Consider the following 14,425-nt stretch of genomic DNA (forward strand, 5'->3'; position numbering starts at 1 on the left):
TTTTTTCGGCAGATCGCGAAAAATTCTTTGGCGAGCGTACCGATGCAGCGACATCTGGCCTCGCTGCGACATCGATCGCACGGTATGGACTGCACGCCGCTCCTGTTTTTCCCCGGAGCGGTTCAAGCTTGGCCTCGCTTCGGTGGGGCCTTTTTCTTGAATCCTTTCTTAGGATCGATAGCGGCCAGCTATCCGGCCGCATCGGGAATATTCCTGCGCAGTGCGAGATTTAGCCTTTCCGGCCGGCTGCAACGGGCGTATTCAGCCAGTGCGCGGCTTTCCATGTCCGCGTGTCCTCCGCGCGGCAGATCTCCGATCGGCTTCCTTCCCGTTTCCTGCCGCGTCATCAGGAATTTTCATTGGCAGATCGATGACCACGGCAGAGACGAGCGAGAATGGGCAAGAGGCCGCGAGCGGCCGCCAGGCGAAGATCGTGGCGCTGGTCGTTGCCGTTTCTTTCTTCATGCAGATTCTCGACGGCACGATCGTCACCACCTCGCTGCCGCAGATGGCGGCGAGCTTCGGCGTGCAGCCGGTGTCGATGAGCATCGGCATTACCGTCTATATGCTGACGATGGCCGCCTTCATTCCGCTGTCCGGCTGGCTCGGCGATCGGTTCGGCGCACGCCGCATCTTCGTGATGTCGATCGCCGTCTTCACTGGGGCCTCGCTGTTCTGCGGGCTCTCCGGCAGCCTTGCGGAATTCGTGCTGTGGCGTGCCGTCCAGGGCGCGGGCAGCGCGCTGATGACGCCGGTCGGGCGCATCATCGTGCTGAAGAACGCCCGCAAGTCGGAACTCGTCCAGGCGATCGCGCTGATCACCTGGCCGGCGCTGACGGCGCCGGTGATCGGCCCGGTGCTCGGCGGCTTCATCACCACCTATGCCAGCTGGCACTGGAATTTCCTCATCAACATCCCGATCGGCATCCTCGGCATCGCGCTGGTGCTGCGCTTCGTGCCGGAGCAGCGCGAGACCAATCCCGGCCGGCTGGATCTCGTGGGCTTTGTGTTGAGCGCCGCCGGACTGACCTTCTTGCTCGCCGCCCTCGAACTCTCGGTCAAATGGGACGGCGGGCTTCTGCCGATCATATCAATGCTGGCGGCGGGCATCGTGCTGTCAGTCATGGCGACGCGGCATTTCCTCGCCGTCGACAATCCGCTGCTCGATCTTTCAGCCTTCCGCATCCAGACCTTCTCGATGTCGACGCTGTCGGCGGGCACGGCCTGTCGGATGGCGATCAATGCGACGCCTTTCCTGCTGCCGCTGCTGTTCCAGCTCGGCTTCGGCCTGAGCTCGATTGCCGCCGGCACCTATCTGCTCGTCTATTTCCTCGGCAATTTCAGCATGAAGGCGGTGACGACGCCGCTGCTGCGCTTCTTCGGCTTTCGCACCGTGCTTGGGGTCAACGGGCTGATCGCCGCGCTTTCGATCGTCGGCTGCGGTTTCCTCTCACCGGAGACGCCGCCGCTTTTCATCCACGTGCTGCTTTTCCTCGCCGGCCTGTCGCGGTCGATGGAATTCACCGCTTTGAACACGCTCGCCTTCGCCGATATCGGCCCGGCGCAGCGAAGCTCGGCCTCGACGCTGTCGAGCATGCTGCAGCAGGTATCGATGCTGCTTGGTGTGGCAGTGGCGGCGGCCGTGCTCAACATCGCCTCAGCTTTCAGGGGCGCCGACAGTCCCGTCCTTGCCGATTTCCGCTGGGCTTTCGTCGTGGTCGGTGCGATCGGGATCGTCTCGTCGCTGCGCTTCCTGCAATTGCCGGCGGAGGCAGGGGCCGAAGTATCAGGCCATCGGAAATTCCAGAAAAATTAGCTTATCCGCGGAACCAATCGGGCCGCTCGGCGTTCATGCATCTCATTTCAGGTTTTCGTTTCCCCATCTCCTTCAACGCCTTCCATAGGGATCCTCCCCAGCCTAGGGTCATGTTCTGAAAATACCGGCTTCCCGACATCCTCCTTCCGCGCCGCCCGCGACAAGAGCGAGGGATAACCGCTGTTTACCCCAGGCGGCCAATGCAATACGACATTGCCATGCGGACGACTCGGACGCTTACGGGCGGTCGTCGCTGCGAGAGAACGCTGGGAGACCGAATGAGCAATTCTAGCGGCGATGCGGATGCCCTGATCCACATCCTCTATATCGACGACGACGAGGGGCTTGCCCTCCTGATGCAGAAAAACCTGCATCGGCGCGGTTTTTCGGTCGAGTGGGCCGAGAGCGGCGCTGCCGGCCTTGCAAGGCTGGGCGAAGGCGGTATCGACGCCGTCGTGCTCGATCATGTCCTGGCCGGCGAGACCGGCCTCGGCATTTTGCCCAGTATCACGGCGATACCGGATCATCCGCCGGTCATCTATGCGACGGGTTCGGACGATACCAGCATCGCGGTCGCGGCGCTGAAGGCCGGCGCCGACGATTACATGCTCAAAGGGATCTCAGCCGATTATTTCGACCTGCTCGCCGCCGCCCTTGAACAGGCGCTGGAACGAGCGCGTTTTCGCCGCGAGACGGCGCAGGCGCAGGAGGTGATCCGCCAGCAGCGCGACCTTGCCGAAATGCTGCTCACCGAAGTCAATCACCGCATCGCCAACAGCCTCGGCCTCGTCGGCGCCCTGATCCGCATGCAATCCTCGATGACCACGGATCAGGTTGCGATCGACGCGCTGCACGAAACGCAGATGCGCATCAACGCCATCGCCAGCGTGCACCGCCGGCTCTATACCAACCGGCAGGTCGGCTCGGTACAGGTCGATGAATATCTGAACAGCCTGCTCACGGAACTCGAAACCTCGATGCGCGACGACAAGCGGCCGCACCGGATCGTCCTCACTGCGCAGCCGGTCAATCTGGCGACCGACAAGGTGATCACGCTCGGGCTGATCGTCAGCGAGCTCGTCACCAATGCCTTCAAATATGCCTATCCGGACAACGTGCCGGGCGAGATCCGCGTCGTCGTCGACCAGACGGATGGCGCATTGCGTGTCATCGTCGAGGATGACGGCGCCGGTTTCGACCCGTCGAGCCCGGCCAGAGGAACCGGCCTTGGCACACGCATTCTGACGGCCATGGCCGCCAGCCTGAAATCGGATTTCGCCTATGACCCCGGCCACGACGGAACCAAGGCGACGCTGGTGTTTTCGTTGCATGAGGGGAAGTAGGGTTTGTAGGTTGATGGACCGAGGGATGTGAAGGACAAATGATGAAGGGTATGCCGGATGGCCCCCTCATCCGGCTGCCGCCACCTTCTCCCCGAGGGGAGAAGAGACTCGCGGCAGCGCCTCATTCCCCCTTCTACCCAGCGGGGAGAAGGTGCCGGCAGGCGGATGAGGGGGCGACACGGCACGCCGGTCGTGAATAACCCTGTCCGTGTGGGTTTGTCTTGTCTCCACAATAGCTTACCGACACTGCATTAACAAACATGACGCTAGGGGAGGAATATGACGACCATCCGCACGCCACGCGAAGTGTATGATTTCTGGTTCGTGAGATGCGGCCGGGAGCTGTGGTTTCGCTCGACGCCGGAACTCGACGTGGAGATCCGCGAAGGCTTCCGCGATACCCATCTGGCTCTTGCGGCGGGTGTTGGCGCCGACTGGCGGGCGGATGCGGAGAGCCGGCTGGCGGCTGTCATCGTGCTCGACCAGTTTCCCCGCAACATTTATCGCGGCACGGCGCTTACCGTTGCGACCGATGGGCTGGCGCTTCGCGAGGCCAAGCTCGCACTGGCATCCGGCGCCGATCAAACGGTCGAGGCCGCATGCCGTACCTTTTTCTACATGCCTTTCGAACATGCCGAGGACCTTGGGGAGCAGGAGCGATCGGTGGAACTGTTCGGCGCGCTCGGCGATGCCGAATATCTCGATTATGCGATCCGCCACCGCGACGTGATCGCCGCCTACGGCCGCTTTCCGCACCGCAATGCCATGCTCGGACGCGAGTCGACGGCTGAGGAATGCGACTATCTCTCCCGGCCCGATGCCGGTTTCTAAGCCTTTCCAGGGAGCTTCCGCCTTTCTGTCGCCTTTCTTTACTAAGACAAGCTGGCATTCTATTCCGACGACAACCTTTCCCGGAGGCGCTTTTGCGGCTGAGACCGATCCTGCTTCGCACCATTCTTCTGCTGACACTGGCGGTCGCCGGCGCGCATTTCAAGGGTGCTGCGGCTTTCGCGCAGGAGCCGCAGGCACCGGCGGCTGCGCAGGCGTCGCTTGTCGATAGCTCGCTCGATCAGGCGACGAAGGAGATCGACAAGGCGAAGGTCCAGCTGACCGCCCTTCAGGACGGCGTCAAGCAGAATGCCGACAATGACGATGCCCTGGTCGGGCTTGCGACCAAGGCCGACGAACTCAGCCGCGCCGTCATCACCATATCGGTCAATCTCAGGCCGCGTTTCGACCAGATCAAGAACCGGCTTGCCGAGATCGGCGATCCGCCGAAGGACGGGCAGCCGCCTGAAGCCGAGATCGTCACCCAGGAGCGCAACGCGCTCGCCGCCGAACGCGCGCAGATCAACGCGCTGACGGGCGATGCCGAAAATCTCTCGATCACGGTGACGAAGCTCGTCAACGAGATCACCGAGATGCGGCGGCGGCTGTTTGCCGATACGCTGCTCAGGCGCACCGAGATTTCAGTCTCGGTGCTCGACGATGCCGGCAGCGCCTTTGTGCACGAGGCCAGCGAATTCTTGCAGGCCCTGTCGAGCTGGGCCACCTTCGTCTGGAAATTCAAGCGTTTCCCGATGTTTGCCGCGATCTTCCTGTCGCTCGCCTCGGCGCTGATCCTGCTCTCCGGCAGTTACCGGCTGTTCGGCTCCTACCTGCGCCGCGACGAGGCTGTCGAGAACCCGTCCTATATCGGCCGGCTGTCGATCGCCTTCTGGTCGACGTTGATCCGCACGCTGGCGCTCTCGGTGCTGCTCGTCACCTCCTTCTTTTTCCTTAACGGGTTCAATGTGCTGAGGCCCGATATTGCGCCTGTCATCGGTGCGCTGTTCGGGGCGATCGGGCTCGTCTATTTCGTCGGCCGCTTCGTCAATGCCATCTTCGCGCCCCACGAACCGCGCTGGCGCCTCGTTCGGCTTTCCAATCTCGGCGCGCGCTCGATCGGCTACTGCCTGCTGGCGATGGCGATCGTCAACGCGCTTGATTATCTGTTCGGCACGATCGGCGAGGCGATGGGCTCGCCGCTGGTGTTGACCGTGGTCAGGAGCCTGATCGCCGCCCTGATCATCGGCCTGATCCTCATCGCCGTCTCGTTCGGAAAACCGATGCTGGCGAAGAACGGCGATCCCGATGCGCCGGGACGGCATTGGCCACGCGGCATGGCGATCATCCTGCGGGTCGTCGGCGCCGGCCTCATCCTCACCGCGCTAACCGGGTATGTCGGGCTCGCGCGCTTCGTCGCCACGCAGCTCATCATCACCGGCGCCGTCGTCGTCACCATGTATGTCGGCCTACTTTCCGGCAAGGCGATATCAAGGCAGGAAAGCTTCGGCGACACCTTCTTCGCAAGCTTCCTGACGCGCCGTTTCAAGCTCGGGCCGGTGGCGATCGACCAGGCCGGCCTGCTTGTCGGTCTTGCCATCTATGCGGTGGCGCTTCTCGTCGGCATCCCGCTGATCCTGCTGATGTGGGGCTTCCATGTGCAGGACCTGCAGATTCTTGCCTATAGGCTATTCACCGAGGTCAGGCTTGGCGGTATCAGCATCTCGCTGCTCGGCATCTGCACCGGCATCCTCTTGTTTGCCGGCGTCTATCTGCTGACGCGCTGGCTGCAGCGCTGGCTCGACGGCAATGTGATGGCCAGAAGCCATGTCGATCTTGGCGTGCGCAATTCGGTCAAGACGGGCATCGGCTATCTCGGCGTCGGCATAGCGGCGATCATCGGTGTTTCGGCGGCCGGCATCGACCTGTCGAGCTTCGCGCTCGTCGCCTCCGCACTTTCGGTCGGTATCGGTTTCGGCCTGCAGAACATCGTCTCCAACTTCGTCTCCGGCCTGATCCTGCTCGTCGAACGGCCGTTCAAGGTCGGCGACCATGTCGTTTCCGGCACGGCCGAGGGCATCGTCAAACGCATTTCGGTGCGCGCCACGGAGATCGAGACCTTCCGCAAGCAGTCGATCATCGTGCCGAATTCGGAGTTGATCAACGGCCTCGTCGGCAACTGGACACACCGCAACAAGATCGGTCGCTCGGAAATTCCGGTTTCCGTCGCCTACAACGCCGATCCGCAGCAGGTGATGGACATCCTACTGGAACTGACGGCCAAGATACCGCTCGTCATGCGCAATCCCGAGCCGCACGTCGAATTCCTGCGCTTCGGGCCCTATTCGCTGGATTTCGAGCTGCGCTTCTTCCTCGCCGACATGGGCGATGGCATGGCGGTGCGCAACAATCTCAGGATCGAGATCCTTAAGCGTTTCAGGGCCGAGGGCATCGAGATCCCGCTGCCACAGACCGATCTTACCATCCATCGAGAGGCTCGTCCCGCGCTTGCCGATGCGGGCAGGGATCAACCCAATGAGCAGGAAAACTCTGCGGACACGCCCATGGAGGAGGAAGAGCAGCCGGTGCGGCAATTGCGCAGCAAGACGGCAGACGGCAATCGGAAAGGCTGAACGGGTCATTCAGCCATCATTCACAGCTATATGTGCATGATCTCCACTATCGGGATCGCTGCCGGGGGCAGCACCGATCGTTCGAGGGGAGGGCGCGCCAGCGCCGCCGCACATGATGGCAAGATTTGCCGCCGTTCTGCTTGTCCCGCTGCTTGCCGCACCCGCGGCTGAAGCGGCATCCATCACCAACACCGATCCAGCCGCCGTCGTGCTCGTCATCACCGAGAGCGGCCAGCGCGTCGAGGTCGTGGTCGATGCCGGCGCTTCGGAAAACCTCTGTGCTTCCGGCTGCTTCATGACAACGCCCGACGGCGACCGCATCGGGCTCGACGGCGGCGAGACGATCGACATCGTCAAGGGTTCGGCCGTCGTCAAGTAGCGCCTGTCCTGATTAATGTGCTCAAGCTTTTCCGGGATTGGGAACAGTTTCCGGCCGGGCAAGCGGGCGCGTCAGCCGCATGATGGCGAAGAATGCGGCAACGGCGACGGTGCTGAGCAATGCAGCGATCGACAGCGACCATGATACGCCGAGATTGCCCATCAGGAAGGCGAGCGCGAACGGCGCCATCGAGGAGACGACGAGACGGACCGACATGATTTGTCCCTGCCGCCGGCCGTAGCCATCGCTTCCGAAGAGCGCGAGCGGCAAGGTTCCGTAGACGATGCTGTTAAGGCCCGAGCCGAGGCCGAAGACCACGGCGAAGACCAGCGCGCCGGGCACCGAAGGTGCGGTGGCGATGAGGATGACAAGGGCTGCCGGGAGCAAGATGGCGCAGATGATCGCCAGCATCACTTGCGACAAGCTCTCGCCAAAGGCCATGTTGATGAGGCGGCTCAGCACTTGTGACGGGCCGAAGAGCGTTCCGACCACCACTGCCATGGCGCCGAGGCCGAGTGCCGACATCACAGGCACCATGTGAACCAGAAGCGCCGAGTTCACGAAGCTTTCCAGAGCAAAGCCCGTCACTATCAGGATAAAGGCCGGCCTGCGCACCGACGGCGGAAGGCTCGGCTCGACGCGTTTTGCAGCCTCTTCTCCTGTCCGTCTCCTGGTTTGGCTGACGCCACGGGAGAGCCAGGCATGAATGGGAAGGCAGACCACGAGATTGAGCGCGGCGAAGATCAGATAGACGTTCTGCCATGAGAGATGCGCATGCAGCGCTGTGGTGATCGGCCAGAAGATGGTTGAGGCGAAGCCGGCGATCAGGGTCAGATAAGTGATGCTGCGCTGGGCGACCTGCGGCCTGATCTGCACGAGCAGGGCGAAGGCCGCGCCATATTGCACCAGATTCGAGGCGATCTCGATGCCGATCAATGCCGCAACGAAAGCGATCTTTCCCGGCGCGAAGGCGCAGGCGACGAGGGCGGCGGCGGCAATCGCCGAGCCCGATGTCATGATCCTGCCTGCGCCGAAGCGATCGATCCACGTACCCATGAGAGGTGCGGCCAGACCGCCGATCAGAAGGGCCGCGGAGAGCGCGCCGAAGATCCATTCCGATGACCAGCCCAGATCACGGGCCATGTCGGGGGCGAGGATGCTGAAGCTGTAATAGAGCGATCCATATCCGATGATCTGCGTCAGCCCGAGTGCGGCGATGGCCGCTACCGGCGGTCGTTCGGTGCCGACGATTGTCATAGGGATCTGAGGCCCACGCGCTGTTCGAGCTTTTCGACTTCTTCCTTCCGCTCGCTGTAGCGGTCGGTCAGATAGTTCGAGGCATCTCGGGTCAGCAGCGTGAACTTCACCAGTTCCTCGCAGACGTCAACGACGCGGTCGTAATAGGAAGAAGGTTTCATACGGCCGTCCGCGTCGAATTCTTGGAAAGCTTTGGCAACCGAGGACTGATTGGGAATTGCGATCATCCGCATCCATCGTCCAAGGATGCGGAGTTGGCTTACCGCATTGAAGGACTGGGAGCCGCCAGAGACCTGCATCACCGCCAGCGTCTTGCCTTGCGTTGGCCGAACCGAGCCGACCGATAGTGGAATCCAGTCGATCTGCGCTTTCATGATGCCGGTCATCGCGCCATGACGCTCAGGGCTGACCCATACCTGGCCTTCCGACCATGCCGACAATTCTCTCAGTTCCTGAACTTTTGGGTGGCTCGCCGGCGCCGCATCAGGCAGCGGCAGACCTTCCGGATTGAAGATGCGCACTTCGCAGCCGAAATATTCGAGCAGCCGCGCGGCCTCCTGCGCGAGGAAGCGGCTGTAGGACACTGCTCGCAGGGAGCCATAGAGGATCAGGATGCGCGGCTTGTGCGTCGAGAACGCCGGCCTGAGCGCATCCATATCCGGTTGGCGCAGATGCATCGGCGATACCGCAGGCAGATCAGACAATGCGCTTGCCTCCGGCATCGAGCACCTTCTCGCCGTCTTCCTTGGTGAAGGCGCCCTGATGCGTTTCCGGCAGGATTTCGAGGACAAGTTCCGACGGTCGCGACAGGCGCGTACCGAGAGCGGTGACGACGAAAGGCCGGTTGATCAGGATCGGATCTTTCAGCATCGCGTCGAGAAGCTGATCGTCGGTAAGATCAGGATTGTCGAGGCCGAGCTCCGCATAGGGCGTGCCCTTTTCGCGGATCGCCTCGCGAACGCTCAAACCTGCATCCGCAATCACCTTGATTAGCTGCTCGCGCGACGGCGGGTTTTTCAGATATTCGATAACGTTGGGCTCAATGCCGGCGTTCTGGATCATCGCAAGCGTGTTGCGCGAGGTGCCGCATTCGGGGTTGTGATAGATCGTAACATCTATGGTCATGAGGCGGATTCCGTCTTGGTGAGGGTTTTAGGATCGCGGGTTTCCATCAGCAGCCATCCCGCAAGCATCAGCGCCAGCAAGGCGCCGAGGACTTCAGCGGCGATAAAGCCCGGTAGATCGACCGGGCGGATGCCGGAAAAGGTGTGCGTCAGCGATCGAGCAATCGCGACGGCGGGATTGGCAAAGGACGTGGAGGCGGTGAACCAATAGGCGGCGGTGATATAAAGGCCGACCAGCCATGCCACGGCATCGGCGCGAAAGCGCACACCGGCTAAGATGACGAAGACGAGGCCGAAGGTTGCCGTCACTTCAGAGAGCCATTGCGCGCCGCCGGTGCGCACGGTTTCCGAGGCCTGCAGCACGGGAAGGGCGAACATCGCATGAGCGAGCATCGTCCCGGAAATGCCGCCGACGATCTGCGCCGCGATATAGGCGGGAAGGGAGGAGGCAGGCAGTTCGCGCCGGAGCGCAAACACCAGCGACACGACCGGATTGAAATGAGCTCCGGAAATCGGGCCTAAAATCGTGATCAGGACAACGAGGATTGCCCCCGTTGCCAGCGTATTGCCGAGCAGCGCAAGCGCCGTATCGTCCGTCAGGCTATCCGCCATGACGCCCGAGCCGACGACGGTTGCCACGAGCAGTAGCGTGCCGAGCGCTTCGGCGACCAGTCGTCGAGACGGGGGGAACACCGGCGCGCTCATGCCGGCAGGCTCCGGACCATCAGGGCGGCCGATGCCGGGCACAGGCTTGCGGCCTGGCGCGTCGTCAGGATCTCGGCCGGCGCTTCATCGCGAGCGATCGGACGAAAGCCGAGCGATTGAAAGAAGGGGGCGGCTGTCTCTGTCAACAGATAGGCGGCAGTTGCGCCTTTCCTTCGGGCCTGATCGAGCAGGCCAAGGGTGATCGCATGGCCGAAGCCAAAGCCTTGCTGATCGGACAGCACGACAATGGAACGCAGGAGTACGGTCTCGCGATAGAGTTCCAGCCCGCCGAAGCCGACCGTCTCGCCGCCACGTGAAAACCGATAGAAGCTTCGGCCGGCGTCTGTGAGGTCATCGACCGGAAGCCCGGCGCCTGCGAGCGCGCCGCGAAGTCTGTCGTCGTGCCCTTCCAAGGTCTGCTGGTTCAAATCAAAACCCATCAGCTCGCCTTGGGCTGTTTAATGCTGGCGCCTTCCATTGTGCCGATCTGGCGCAGGTGCGATTCCAGGGCGAGCTTGTCGATTGAGGAAAGAGGCAGGCTCAAAAAGGCGCTGATCCGGTTCTTGAGGAAGCGGGCGGCTTGCGCGAAAGCGCGGCCTTTGTCGACTTCGCTGCCCTCGACGACAGCGGGGTCCTCGACGCCCCAATGGGCGGTCATCGGATGACCGATCCAGACGGGACAAGCCTCGCCGGCAGCGCTGTCGCAAACCGTAAAGATGAAGTCCATCTCCGGAGCGCCCGGCTCGGCGAATTCGTCCCAGCTCTTTGAGCGGAAGCCGACTGTTGGGTAGCCCTGCGCCGCAAGCTCCTTCAGCGCATAGGGATTGACTTCACCCTTCGGCTGGCTGCCGGCCGAATAGGCCTTGAATCGACCCTTGCCTTCGGTCTCCAGGATGGATTCCGCCAGGATCGAGCGGGCAGAATTGCCCGTGCAGAGAAAGAGCACATTGTAAACGCGGTCAGGGGTCATTGCAGTTTCTCCTTCATTTTAGGGGTGCAGCAGGCCGCAACCTCCGCGGCAGGTGCGCAGATTTCCGGATGCCCGGAACAGCAATCTTCCATCAGGAAGCGAACCAAGCCGCCAAGCGCCTCGTAGTTCGCGGTGTAAATGATCGACCGGGATTCACGCTGCTGCGCGATCAGGCCCGACCGTTCGAGCTCTTTCAGGTGGAAGGAGATATTGGAGGGCGAGACCTCCGCCTTCTCAGCGATCGCGCCTGCCGCCATGCCGTCGGGACCCGAAACCACGAGCATGCGGACGATGTGAAGACGGGTTTCCTGCGAGAGCGCGCCGAATGCGATGAGGGCTTGACGTTGATCCATATTTCAATAATCCTTGAATCGTTGAAACGAGGATTAGCGCAAATGAACGTCATCGACAACAGCAAAATTCAAGAGAACGACATTGATCTCGGCCTGCTGCTCAGTGTGCTTACCGGCGCCAAGGATTCTCCGCTGATTTTCTATTATGACGGCAAGGCGGTGAAGCCTGGCTATCATGTCACCGAGGTCAAGGCGGGCCAATTCTCGGCGTTGGATTGCGGCGCCAATCCCGAAGCGTGGGCGGAAATCTTCATCCAGCTCTGGGATATCGAGGAAGGCGACCGCACGCATATGCCGGCCGGCAAGTTCCATGCAATCATCCGCAAGGTTACCGACCACCTGCAACTGAATGCTTCGGCGAAGCTGACCTTCGAAGTCAGCGACGGCGTGCGGCCAATGCAGCTTTATTGCGCGGCGATGCCGGTTCTTCGCGCCGGCGCCGTCCATGTTACGCTTTCGCCGCGGCCGGCAAGCTGCAAGCCGCGCGATCGCTGGCTGGCAGAGGAAAACAGCAAGGCGGCGGCCTGCTGTGGGCCGCGAGCGGCAACGAGCGGCTGCTGTGTGTAAGGACAGATAAGATCGGGTGCTGGCGAGAATGCCTGATAGGTCATTGATCTCGGCTTTACGGCGGTGTTTCTGTTCAACGCTCTGCACGGAGTGGTCAACCAGCCCGGCATCAGTGAGACGCCCGCGGCTCGCGCCGAATTGCTGCGGGCGCTTGAGGGCATTTCCTACGTGGGCTGGGATTGCAGTCCGGCATTGATTGAGGGCTGGGCATCCCACCATCTGAGCACCCGCATCGCCCGGAGCGTCACCCACCGCGAGGGCTTGCCTTGCCCGTCATCGACCTCGAACCACACCCGACCGGCAGGGCTGTCGTCGAGCGGCCAACTGCCGTCCTGCAAGCGTCTGGAACGAAGGTGGTCGATCGCCTCGCCGAGGCGCGGATCGGGGTCGGCGCCGGTCAGGATCGCGCTTGCGCGGAAATAGTCGAGCGCGCGCAAAATGTCGTAGCGCCACCGGTTCGGATGCAGGAAGTGCAGGAAGCGTTCGTCGGCCGGCTCGCCTGTGCCAAGGCGGCGGAAGAGGTTGCGGGCCAGCAGAAACTCCTCACCCGTCCTGCGCGCCTCTCGAGACTGATGCGTGCCGCCGGTCGATCTCTGGTATTCCAGCAAGCCTTCCAGCACATTGATGGTGCTGGCGAAAGACGAGCGGACGGAGCCATCGATCCGCTCACAGTTCCAGCCACCGTCGTCGAGTCGCTCGCCGATGAGCCTGTCGACGATGGGTGAGACGTCGATCCCGAAATAGGCGCCATCGGCAACGGTGCGGCCGTTGATGCACTCCTCGACTTCGCCTTCCCAATAGCGCTGGCCGCCTTCTTCCCAACGGGCATTGGCGCCGATCAATTTGACGGTGCGCCTGGCGCAATCGCAGGCGGGATCGAGACCGAATTCGCGCAATTGCGACAGCGAGAAGGTCGTGGCCGTCCACGGCTGGCCATGCTCCTTCCACTCTCGCGGGTCGAAACCGGCGGGCAGGAAGGCGCCGCCTGCCCATTGCCCGTCCTCATCCTGGCAGGAGAGCATTCCGGCGCCCCAGCCCTCGGTCTCGACTTTGGCCCGCTCGGTCATCCATTCCCGCTCCGGAGCATCGAGCAGGTCGCGCATCACCTGCCATCGGATCGACGGGTCGGAGTCGAGAAGCCATGCGATCACCAGGTCGGATTGGATCATGGGCGAACCTGTCGGCGGGTCGGGGTCAATGGCTCGTTTATAATTGCTTCGGCCGAGCGGTGCCAGCCAGATGGGCTCGTCGGCGGCCGGATTGCGCCAAGGAAGGCACGAAGCTGAAGATCAAAACCTCGGTTCGACCTATAATGCGACGGTTGTCGGCGAAAGCCCTTTCGATGCCGAGAATGCGGCGCTTCGCGCCCGATTTCTTAATCATATCCGCAAAGAAGTCGCAGGCGGCCCGATCGGGCCGCCTCTTCATTTATATCCAGGCGCGTCGATTAATAATTACTCAAATCAATTGATGTATCAGTTTGATCCGGGGACAGATTTTACATCAAAGGTTTGCTATGGCGTTTCTAGGTATTTCGGGGATGCAATATTCCGGGGAAATGTTTGCGGGTGCGCGTATTATTGTCGCGGAAGATTCCAACGTATTCACCTCGATGATCAGCAAACGCCTGAAGGAGCTGTTCGACATCGATGTCGAGATCTGCCGCAGCTTCGAGGATCTGCAGGTTTCCTACGACAAGTCTTCCGATCCGATCACGCTGGCGATCTCGAACATCAACCTGCCCGGCGCCGAAAACGGCGAAGCGCTCGAATATCTGGTCGATCTCTCCATCCCGACCATCGTCTTCACCGGCACCTTCCATGAAAACATGCGCGACAAGCTGATGGCCAAGGATATCGTCGACTATATCCTCAAGGACAATATCTTCGCCGTCGACCTGCTGGCGGAATCGATCTGCCGCTTCCTCACCAATCATCGCCACCACGTGCTGATCGTCGACGATAGCGCGACCGCGCGCGCCCTGCTCTCGAGCCGGCTGAAGCGCTACAATTTCCGTGTCAGCGTCGCCGAGAGCGGCGGTAAGGCGCTGGAGATCCTGAAGGCCAACCGCGATATCGGCCTTGTCATCACCGACTACAACATGCCCGACATTGATGGCTTCGAACTGACGCGCCGCATCCGCGCCAGTATCGGCTCGCACGAGTTGCGCATCATCGGCGTTTCCTCCTCCTCGAACCGGCTGCTTTCGGCACGATTCCTGAAGGCCGGCGGCAATGATTTCATGCTGCGTCCCTTCATCGACGAGGAGTTCTACTGCCGCGTCAACCAGAACCTCGATACGCTGCTGCAAATTCAATCCATGCGCAAGGAGCGGGCGGTTGCCTGACGGCCCTTCCAGTATCGGTACCGCCCAGGGGGCGGAGATGACGGTCGGGGACTATCGTCGAATTTTTGCAATTACAGGTAATGTCGCCGGTATTTGTCCCCTTCAC

15 protein-coding genes and 1 pseudogene are annotated in these 14,425 nt (G+C 61.7%); 8 read left to right on the forward strand and 8 right to left on the reverse strand.

The features are described from left to right. Nucleotides 1-370: 370 nt before the first annotated feature. The 5 genes from OLZ32_RS00665 to OLZ32_RS00685 all read left to right on the forward strand — a co-directional run bounded on the left by OLZ32_RS00665 (nt 371) and on the right by OLZ32_RS00685 (nt 6,996). Nucleotides 371-1,816, forward strand: coding sequence for an MFS transporter (locus OLZ32_RS00665; RefSeq protein ID WP_264395290.1), 1,446 nt, complete (start codon nt 371-373; stop codon nt 1,814-1,816). A gap of 278 nt (nt 1,817-2,094) precedes the next feature. Beyond that, nucleotides 2,095-3,159, forward strand: a complete 1,065-nt coding sequence (locus OLZ32_RS00670; protein ID WP_017988658.1) for a sensor histidine kinase — start codon at nt 2,095-2,097, stop codon at nt 3,157-3,159. A 279-nt stretch (nt 3,160-3,438) separates the two neighbouring features. After that, nucleotides 3,439-3,990 carry a DUF924 family protein gene (locus OLZ32_RS00675; RefSeq protein WP_264395291.1) on the forward strand — a complete coding sequence of 184 codons (552 nt, stop codon included), beginning with the start codon at nt 3,439-3,441 and terminating at the stop codon, nt 3,988-3,990. A gap of 92 nt (nt 3,991-4,082) precedes the next feature. Further along, nucleotides 4,083-6,617 (forward strand): mechanosensitive ion channel family protein, encoded by a 2,535-nt coding sequence (locus OLZ32_RS00680; protein ID WP_264395292.1) that lies wholly within the window; start codon nt 4,083-4,085, stop codon nt 6,615-6,617. A 112-nt stretch (nt 6,618-6,729) separates the two neighbouring features. Beyond that, on the forward strand, nt 6,730-6,996 hold the full coding sequence (locus tag OLZ32_RS00685) for a hypothetical protein (protein ID WP_017994411.1): 267 nt from the start codon (nt 6,730-6,732) through the stop codon (nt 6,994-6,996). 21 nt (nt 6,997-7,017) lie between these two features. On the opposite strand, the gene arsK is transcribed toward OLZ32_RS00685, so the two are convergent. The 7 genes from arsK to OLZ32_RS00720 are packed head-to-tail and all read right to left on the reverse strand — an operon-like array spanning nt 7,018 to nt 11,405. Further along, a complete protein-coding gene (gene arsK, locus OLZ32_RS00690; RefSeq protein WP_264395293.1) occupies nt 7,018-8,253 on the reverse strand; it encodes an arsenite efflux MFS transporter ArsK in 1,236 nt (411 codons plus the stop codon). Beyond that, nucleotides 8,250-8,975 (reverse strand): arsenical resistance protein ArsH, encoded by a 726-nt coding sequence (arsH, locus tag OLZ32_RS00695; RefSeq protein WP_017988653.1) that lies wholly within the window; start codon nt 8,973-8,975, stop codon nt 8,250-8,252. The genes arsK and arsH overlap by 4 nt, the downstream gene beginning before the upstream one ends. After that, nucleotides 8,950-9,378 carry an arsenate reductase (glutaredoxin) gene (gene arsC / locus OLZ32_RS00700; RefSeq protein ID WP_017988652.1) on the reverse strand — a complete coding sequence of 143 codons (429 nt, stop codon included), beginning with the start codon at nt 9,376-9,378 and terminating at the stop codon, nt 8,950-8,952. Before arsC ends, arsH begins: the two co-directional genes overlap by 26 nt. Next, complete coding sequence (locus OLZ32_RS00705; RefSeq protein ID WP_017988651.1) at nt 9,375-10,082, reverse strand: aquaporin; 708 nt, start codon at nt 10,080-10,082, stop codon at nt 9,375-9,377. Before OLZ32_RS00705 ends, arsC begins: the two co-directional genes overlap by 4 nt. After that, entirely contained in the window at nt 10,079-10,522 is a 444-nt protein-coding gene (gene arsN2 / locus OLZ32_RS00710; RefSeq protein WP_264419502.1) for an arsenic resistance N-acetyltransferase ArsN2, read from the reverse strand. Before arsN2 ends, OLZ32_RS00705 begins: the two co-directional genes overlap by 4 nt. Then, nucleotides 10,522-11,052, reverse strand: a complete 531-nt coding sequence (locus OLZ32_RS00715) for an arsenate reductase ArsC (protein WP_017988649.1) — start codon at nt 11,050-11,052, stop codon at nt 10,522-10,524. Before OLZ32_RS00715 ends, arsN2 begins: the two co-directional genes overlap by 1 nt. Further along, the gene (locus OLZ32_RS00720) at nt 11,049-11,405 is read right to left on the reverse strand and encodes an ArsR/SmtB family transcription factor (protein WP_003540616.1); all 357 of its coding nucleotides are present in this window, start codon (nt 11,403-11,405) and stop codon (nt 11,049-11,051) included. Before OLZ32_RS00720 ends, OLZ32_RS00715 begins: the two co-directional genes overlap by 4 nt. Before the next feature lie 42 nt (nt 11,406-11,447). Here OLZ32_RS00720 and OLZ32_RS00725 point away from each other — a divergent pair, with 42 nt between their 5' ends. Both OLZ32_RS00725 and OLZ32_RS00730 read left to right on the forward strand, forming a co-directional pair. Next, complete coding sequence (locus tag OLZ32_RS00725; RefSeq protein ID WP_017988648.1) at nt 11,448-11,972, forward strand: DUF6428 family protein; 525 nt, start codon at nt 11,448-11,450, stop codon at nt 11,970-11,972. A gap of 39 nt (nt 11,973-12,011) precedes the next feature. After that, nucleotides 12,012-12,172, forward strand: a pseudogene (locus tag OLZ32_RS00730) (TetR/AcrR family transcriptional regulator); the annotation flags it as partial. Here OLZ32_RS00730 and OLZ32_RS00735 read toward each other — a convergent pair. Further along, the gene (locus tag OLZ32_RS00735; protein WP_264395295.1) at nt 12,137-13,141 is read right to left on the reverse strand and encodes a squalene cyclase; all 1,005 of its coding nucleotides are present in this window, start codon (nt 13,139-13,141) and stop codon (nt 12,137-12,139) included. The pseudogene OLZ32_RS00730 and the gene OLZ32_RS00735 overlap by 36 nt on opposite strands. Nucleotides 13,142-13,488: 347 nt before the next feature. On the opposite strand from OLZ32_RS00735, the gene OLZ32_RS00740 reads away from it, so the two are divergent. Further along, nucleotides 13,489-14,319 carry a response regulator gene (locus tag OLZ32_RS00740; RefSeq protein WP_003540610.1) on the forward strand — a complete coding sequence of 277 codons (831 nt, stop codon included), beginning with the start codon at nt 13,489-13,491 and terminating at the stop codon, nt 14,317-14,319. Nucleotides 14,320-14,425: the final 106 nt, after the last annotated feature.

It is taken from the genome of Rhizobium acaciae, from assembly GCF_025941625.1.
In the GTDB taxonomy this organism is placed as follows: domain Bacteria; phylum Pseudomonadota; class Alphaproteobacteria; order Rhizobiales; family Rhizobiaceae; genus Rhizobium; species Rhizobium acaciae.

Coding starts and splice junctions, on each gene's coding strand:
- OLZ32_RS00670 (WP_017988658.1), top strand. CDS start 2,095: ATGAGCAATTCTAGCGGCGATGCGGATGCCCTGATCCACATCCTCTAT.
- OLZ32_RS00740 (WP_003540610.1), top strand. CDS start 13,489: ATGGCGTTTCTAGGTATTTCGGGGATGCAATATTCCGGGGAAATGTTT.
- OLZ32_RS00735 (WP_264395295.1), bottom strand. CDS start 13,141: ATGATCCAATCCGACCTGGTGATCGCATGGCTTCTCGACTCCGACCCG.
- arsH (WP_017988653.1), bottom strand. CDS start 8,975: ATGCCGGAGGCAAGCGCATTGTCTGATCTGCCTGCGGTATCGCCGATG.
- OLZ32_RS00675 (WP_264395291.1), top strand. CDS start 3,439: ATGACGACCATCCGCACGCCACGCGAAGTGTATGATTTCTGGTTCGTG.
- OLZ32_RS00720 (WP_003540616.1), bottom strand. CDS start 11,405: ATGGATCAACGTCAAGCCCTCATCGCATTCGGCGCGCTCTCGCAGGAA.
- OLZ32_RS00665 (WP_264395290.1), top strand. CDS start 371: ATGACCACGGCAGAGACGAGCGAGAATGGGCAAGAGGCCGCGAGCGGC.
- OLZ32_RS00685 (WP_017994411.1), top strand. CDS start 6,730: ATGATGGCAAGATTTGCCGCCGTTCTGCTTGTCCCGCTGCTTGCCGCA.
- OLZ32_RS00705 (WP_017988651.1), bottom strand. CDS start 10,082: ATGAGCGCGCCGGTGTTCCCCCCGTCTCGACGACTGGTCGCCGAAGCG.
- arsN2 (WP_264419502.1), bottom strand. CDS start 10,522: ATGGGTTTTGATTTGAACCAGCAGACCTTGGAAGGGCACGACGACAGA.
- OLZ32_RS00715 (WP_017988649.1), bottom strand. CDS start 11,052: ATGACCCCTGACCGCGTTTACAATGTGCTCTTTCTCTGCACGGGCAAT.
- arsK (WP_264395293.1), bottom strand. CDS start 8,253: ATGACAATCGTCGGCACCGAACGACCGCCGGTAGCGGCCATCGCCGCA.
- OLZ32_RS00725 (WP_017988648.1), top strand. CDS start 11,448: ATGAACGTCATCGACAACAGCAAAATTCAAGAGAACGACATTGATCTC.
- arsC (WP_017988652.1), bottom strand. CDS start 9,378: ATGACCATAGATGTTACGATCTATCACAACCCCGAATGCGGCACCTCG.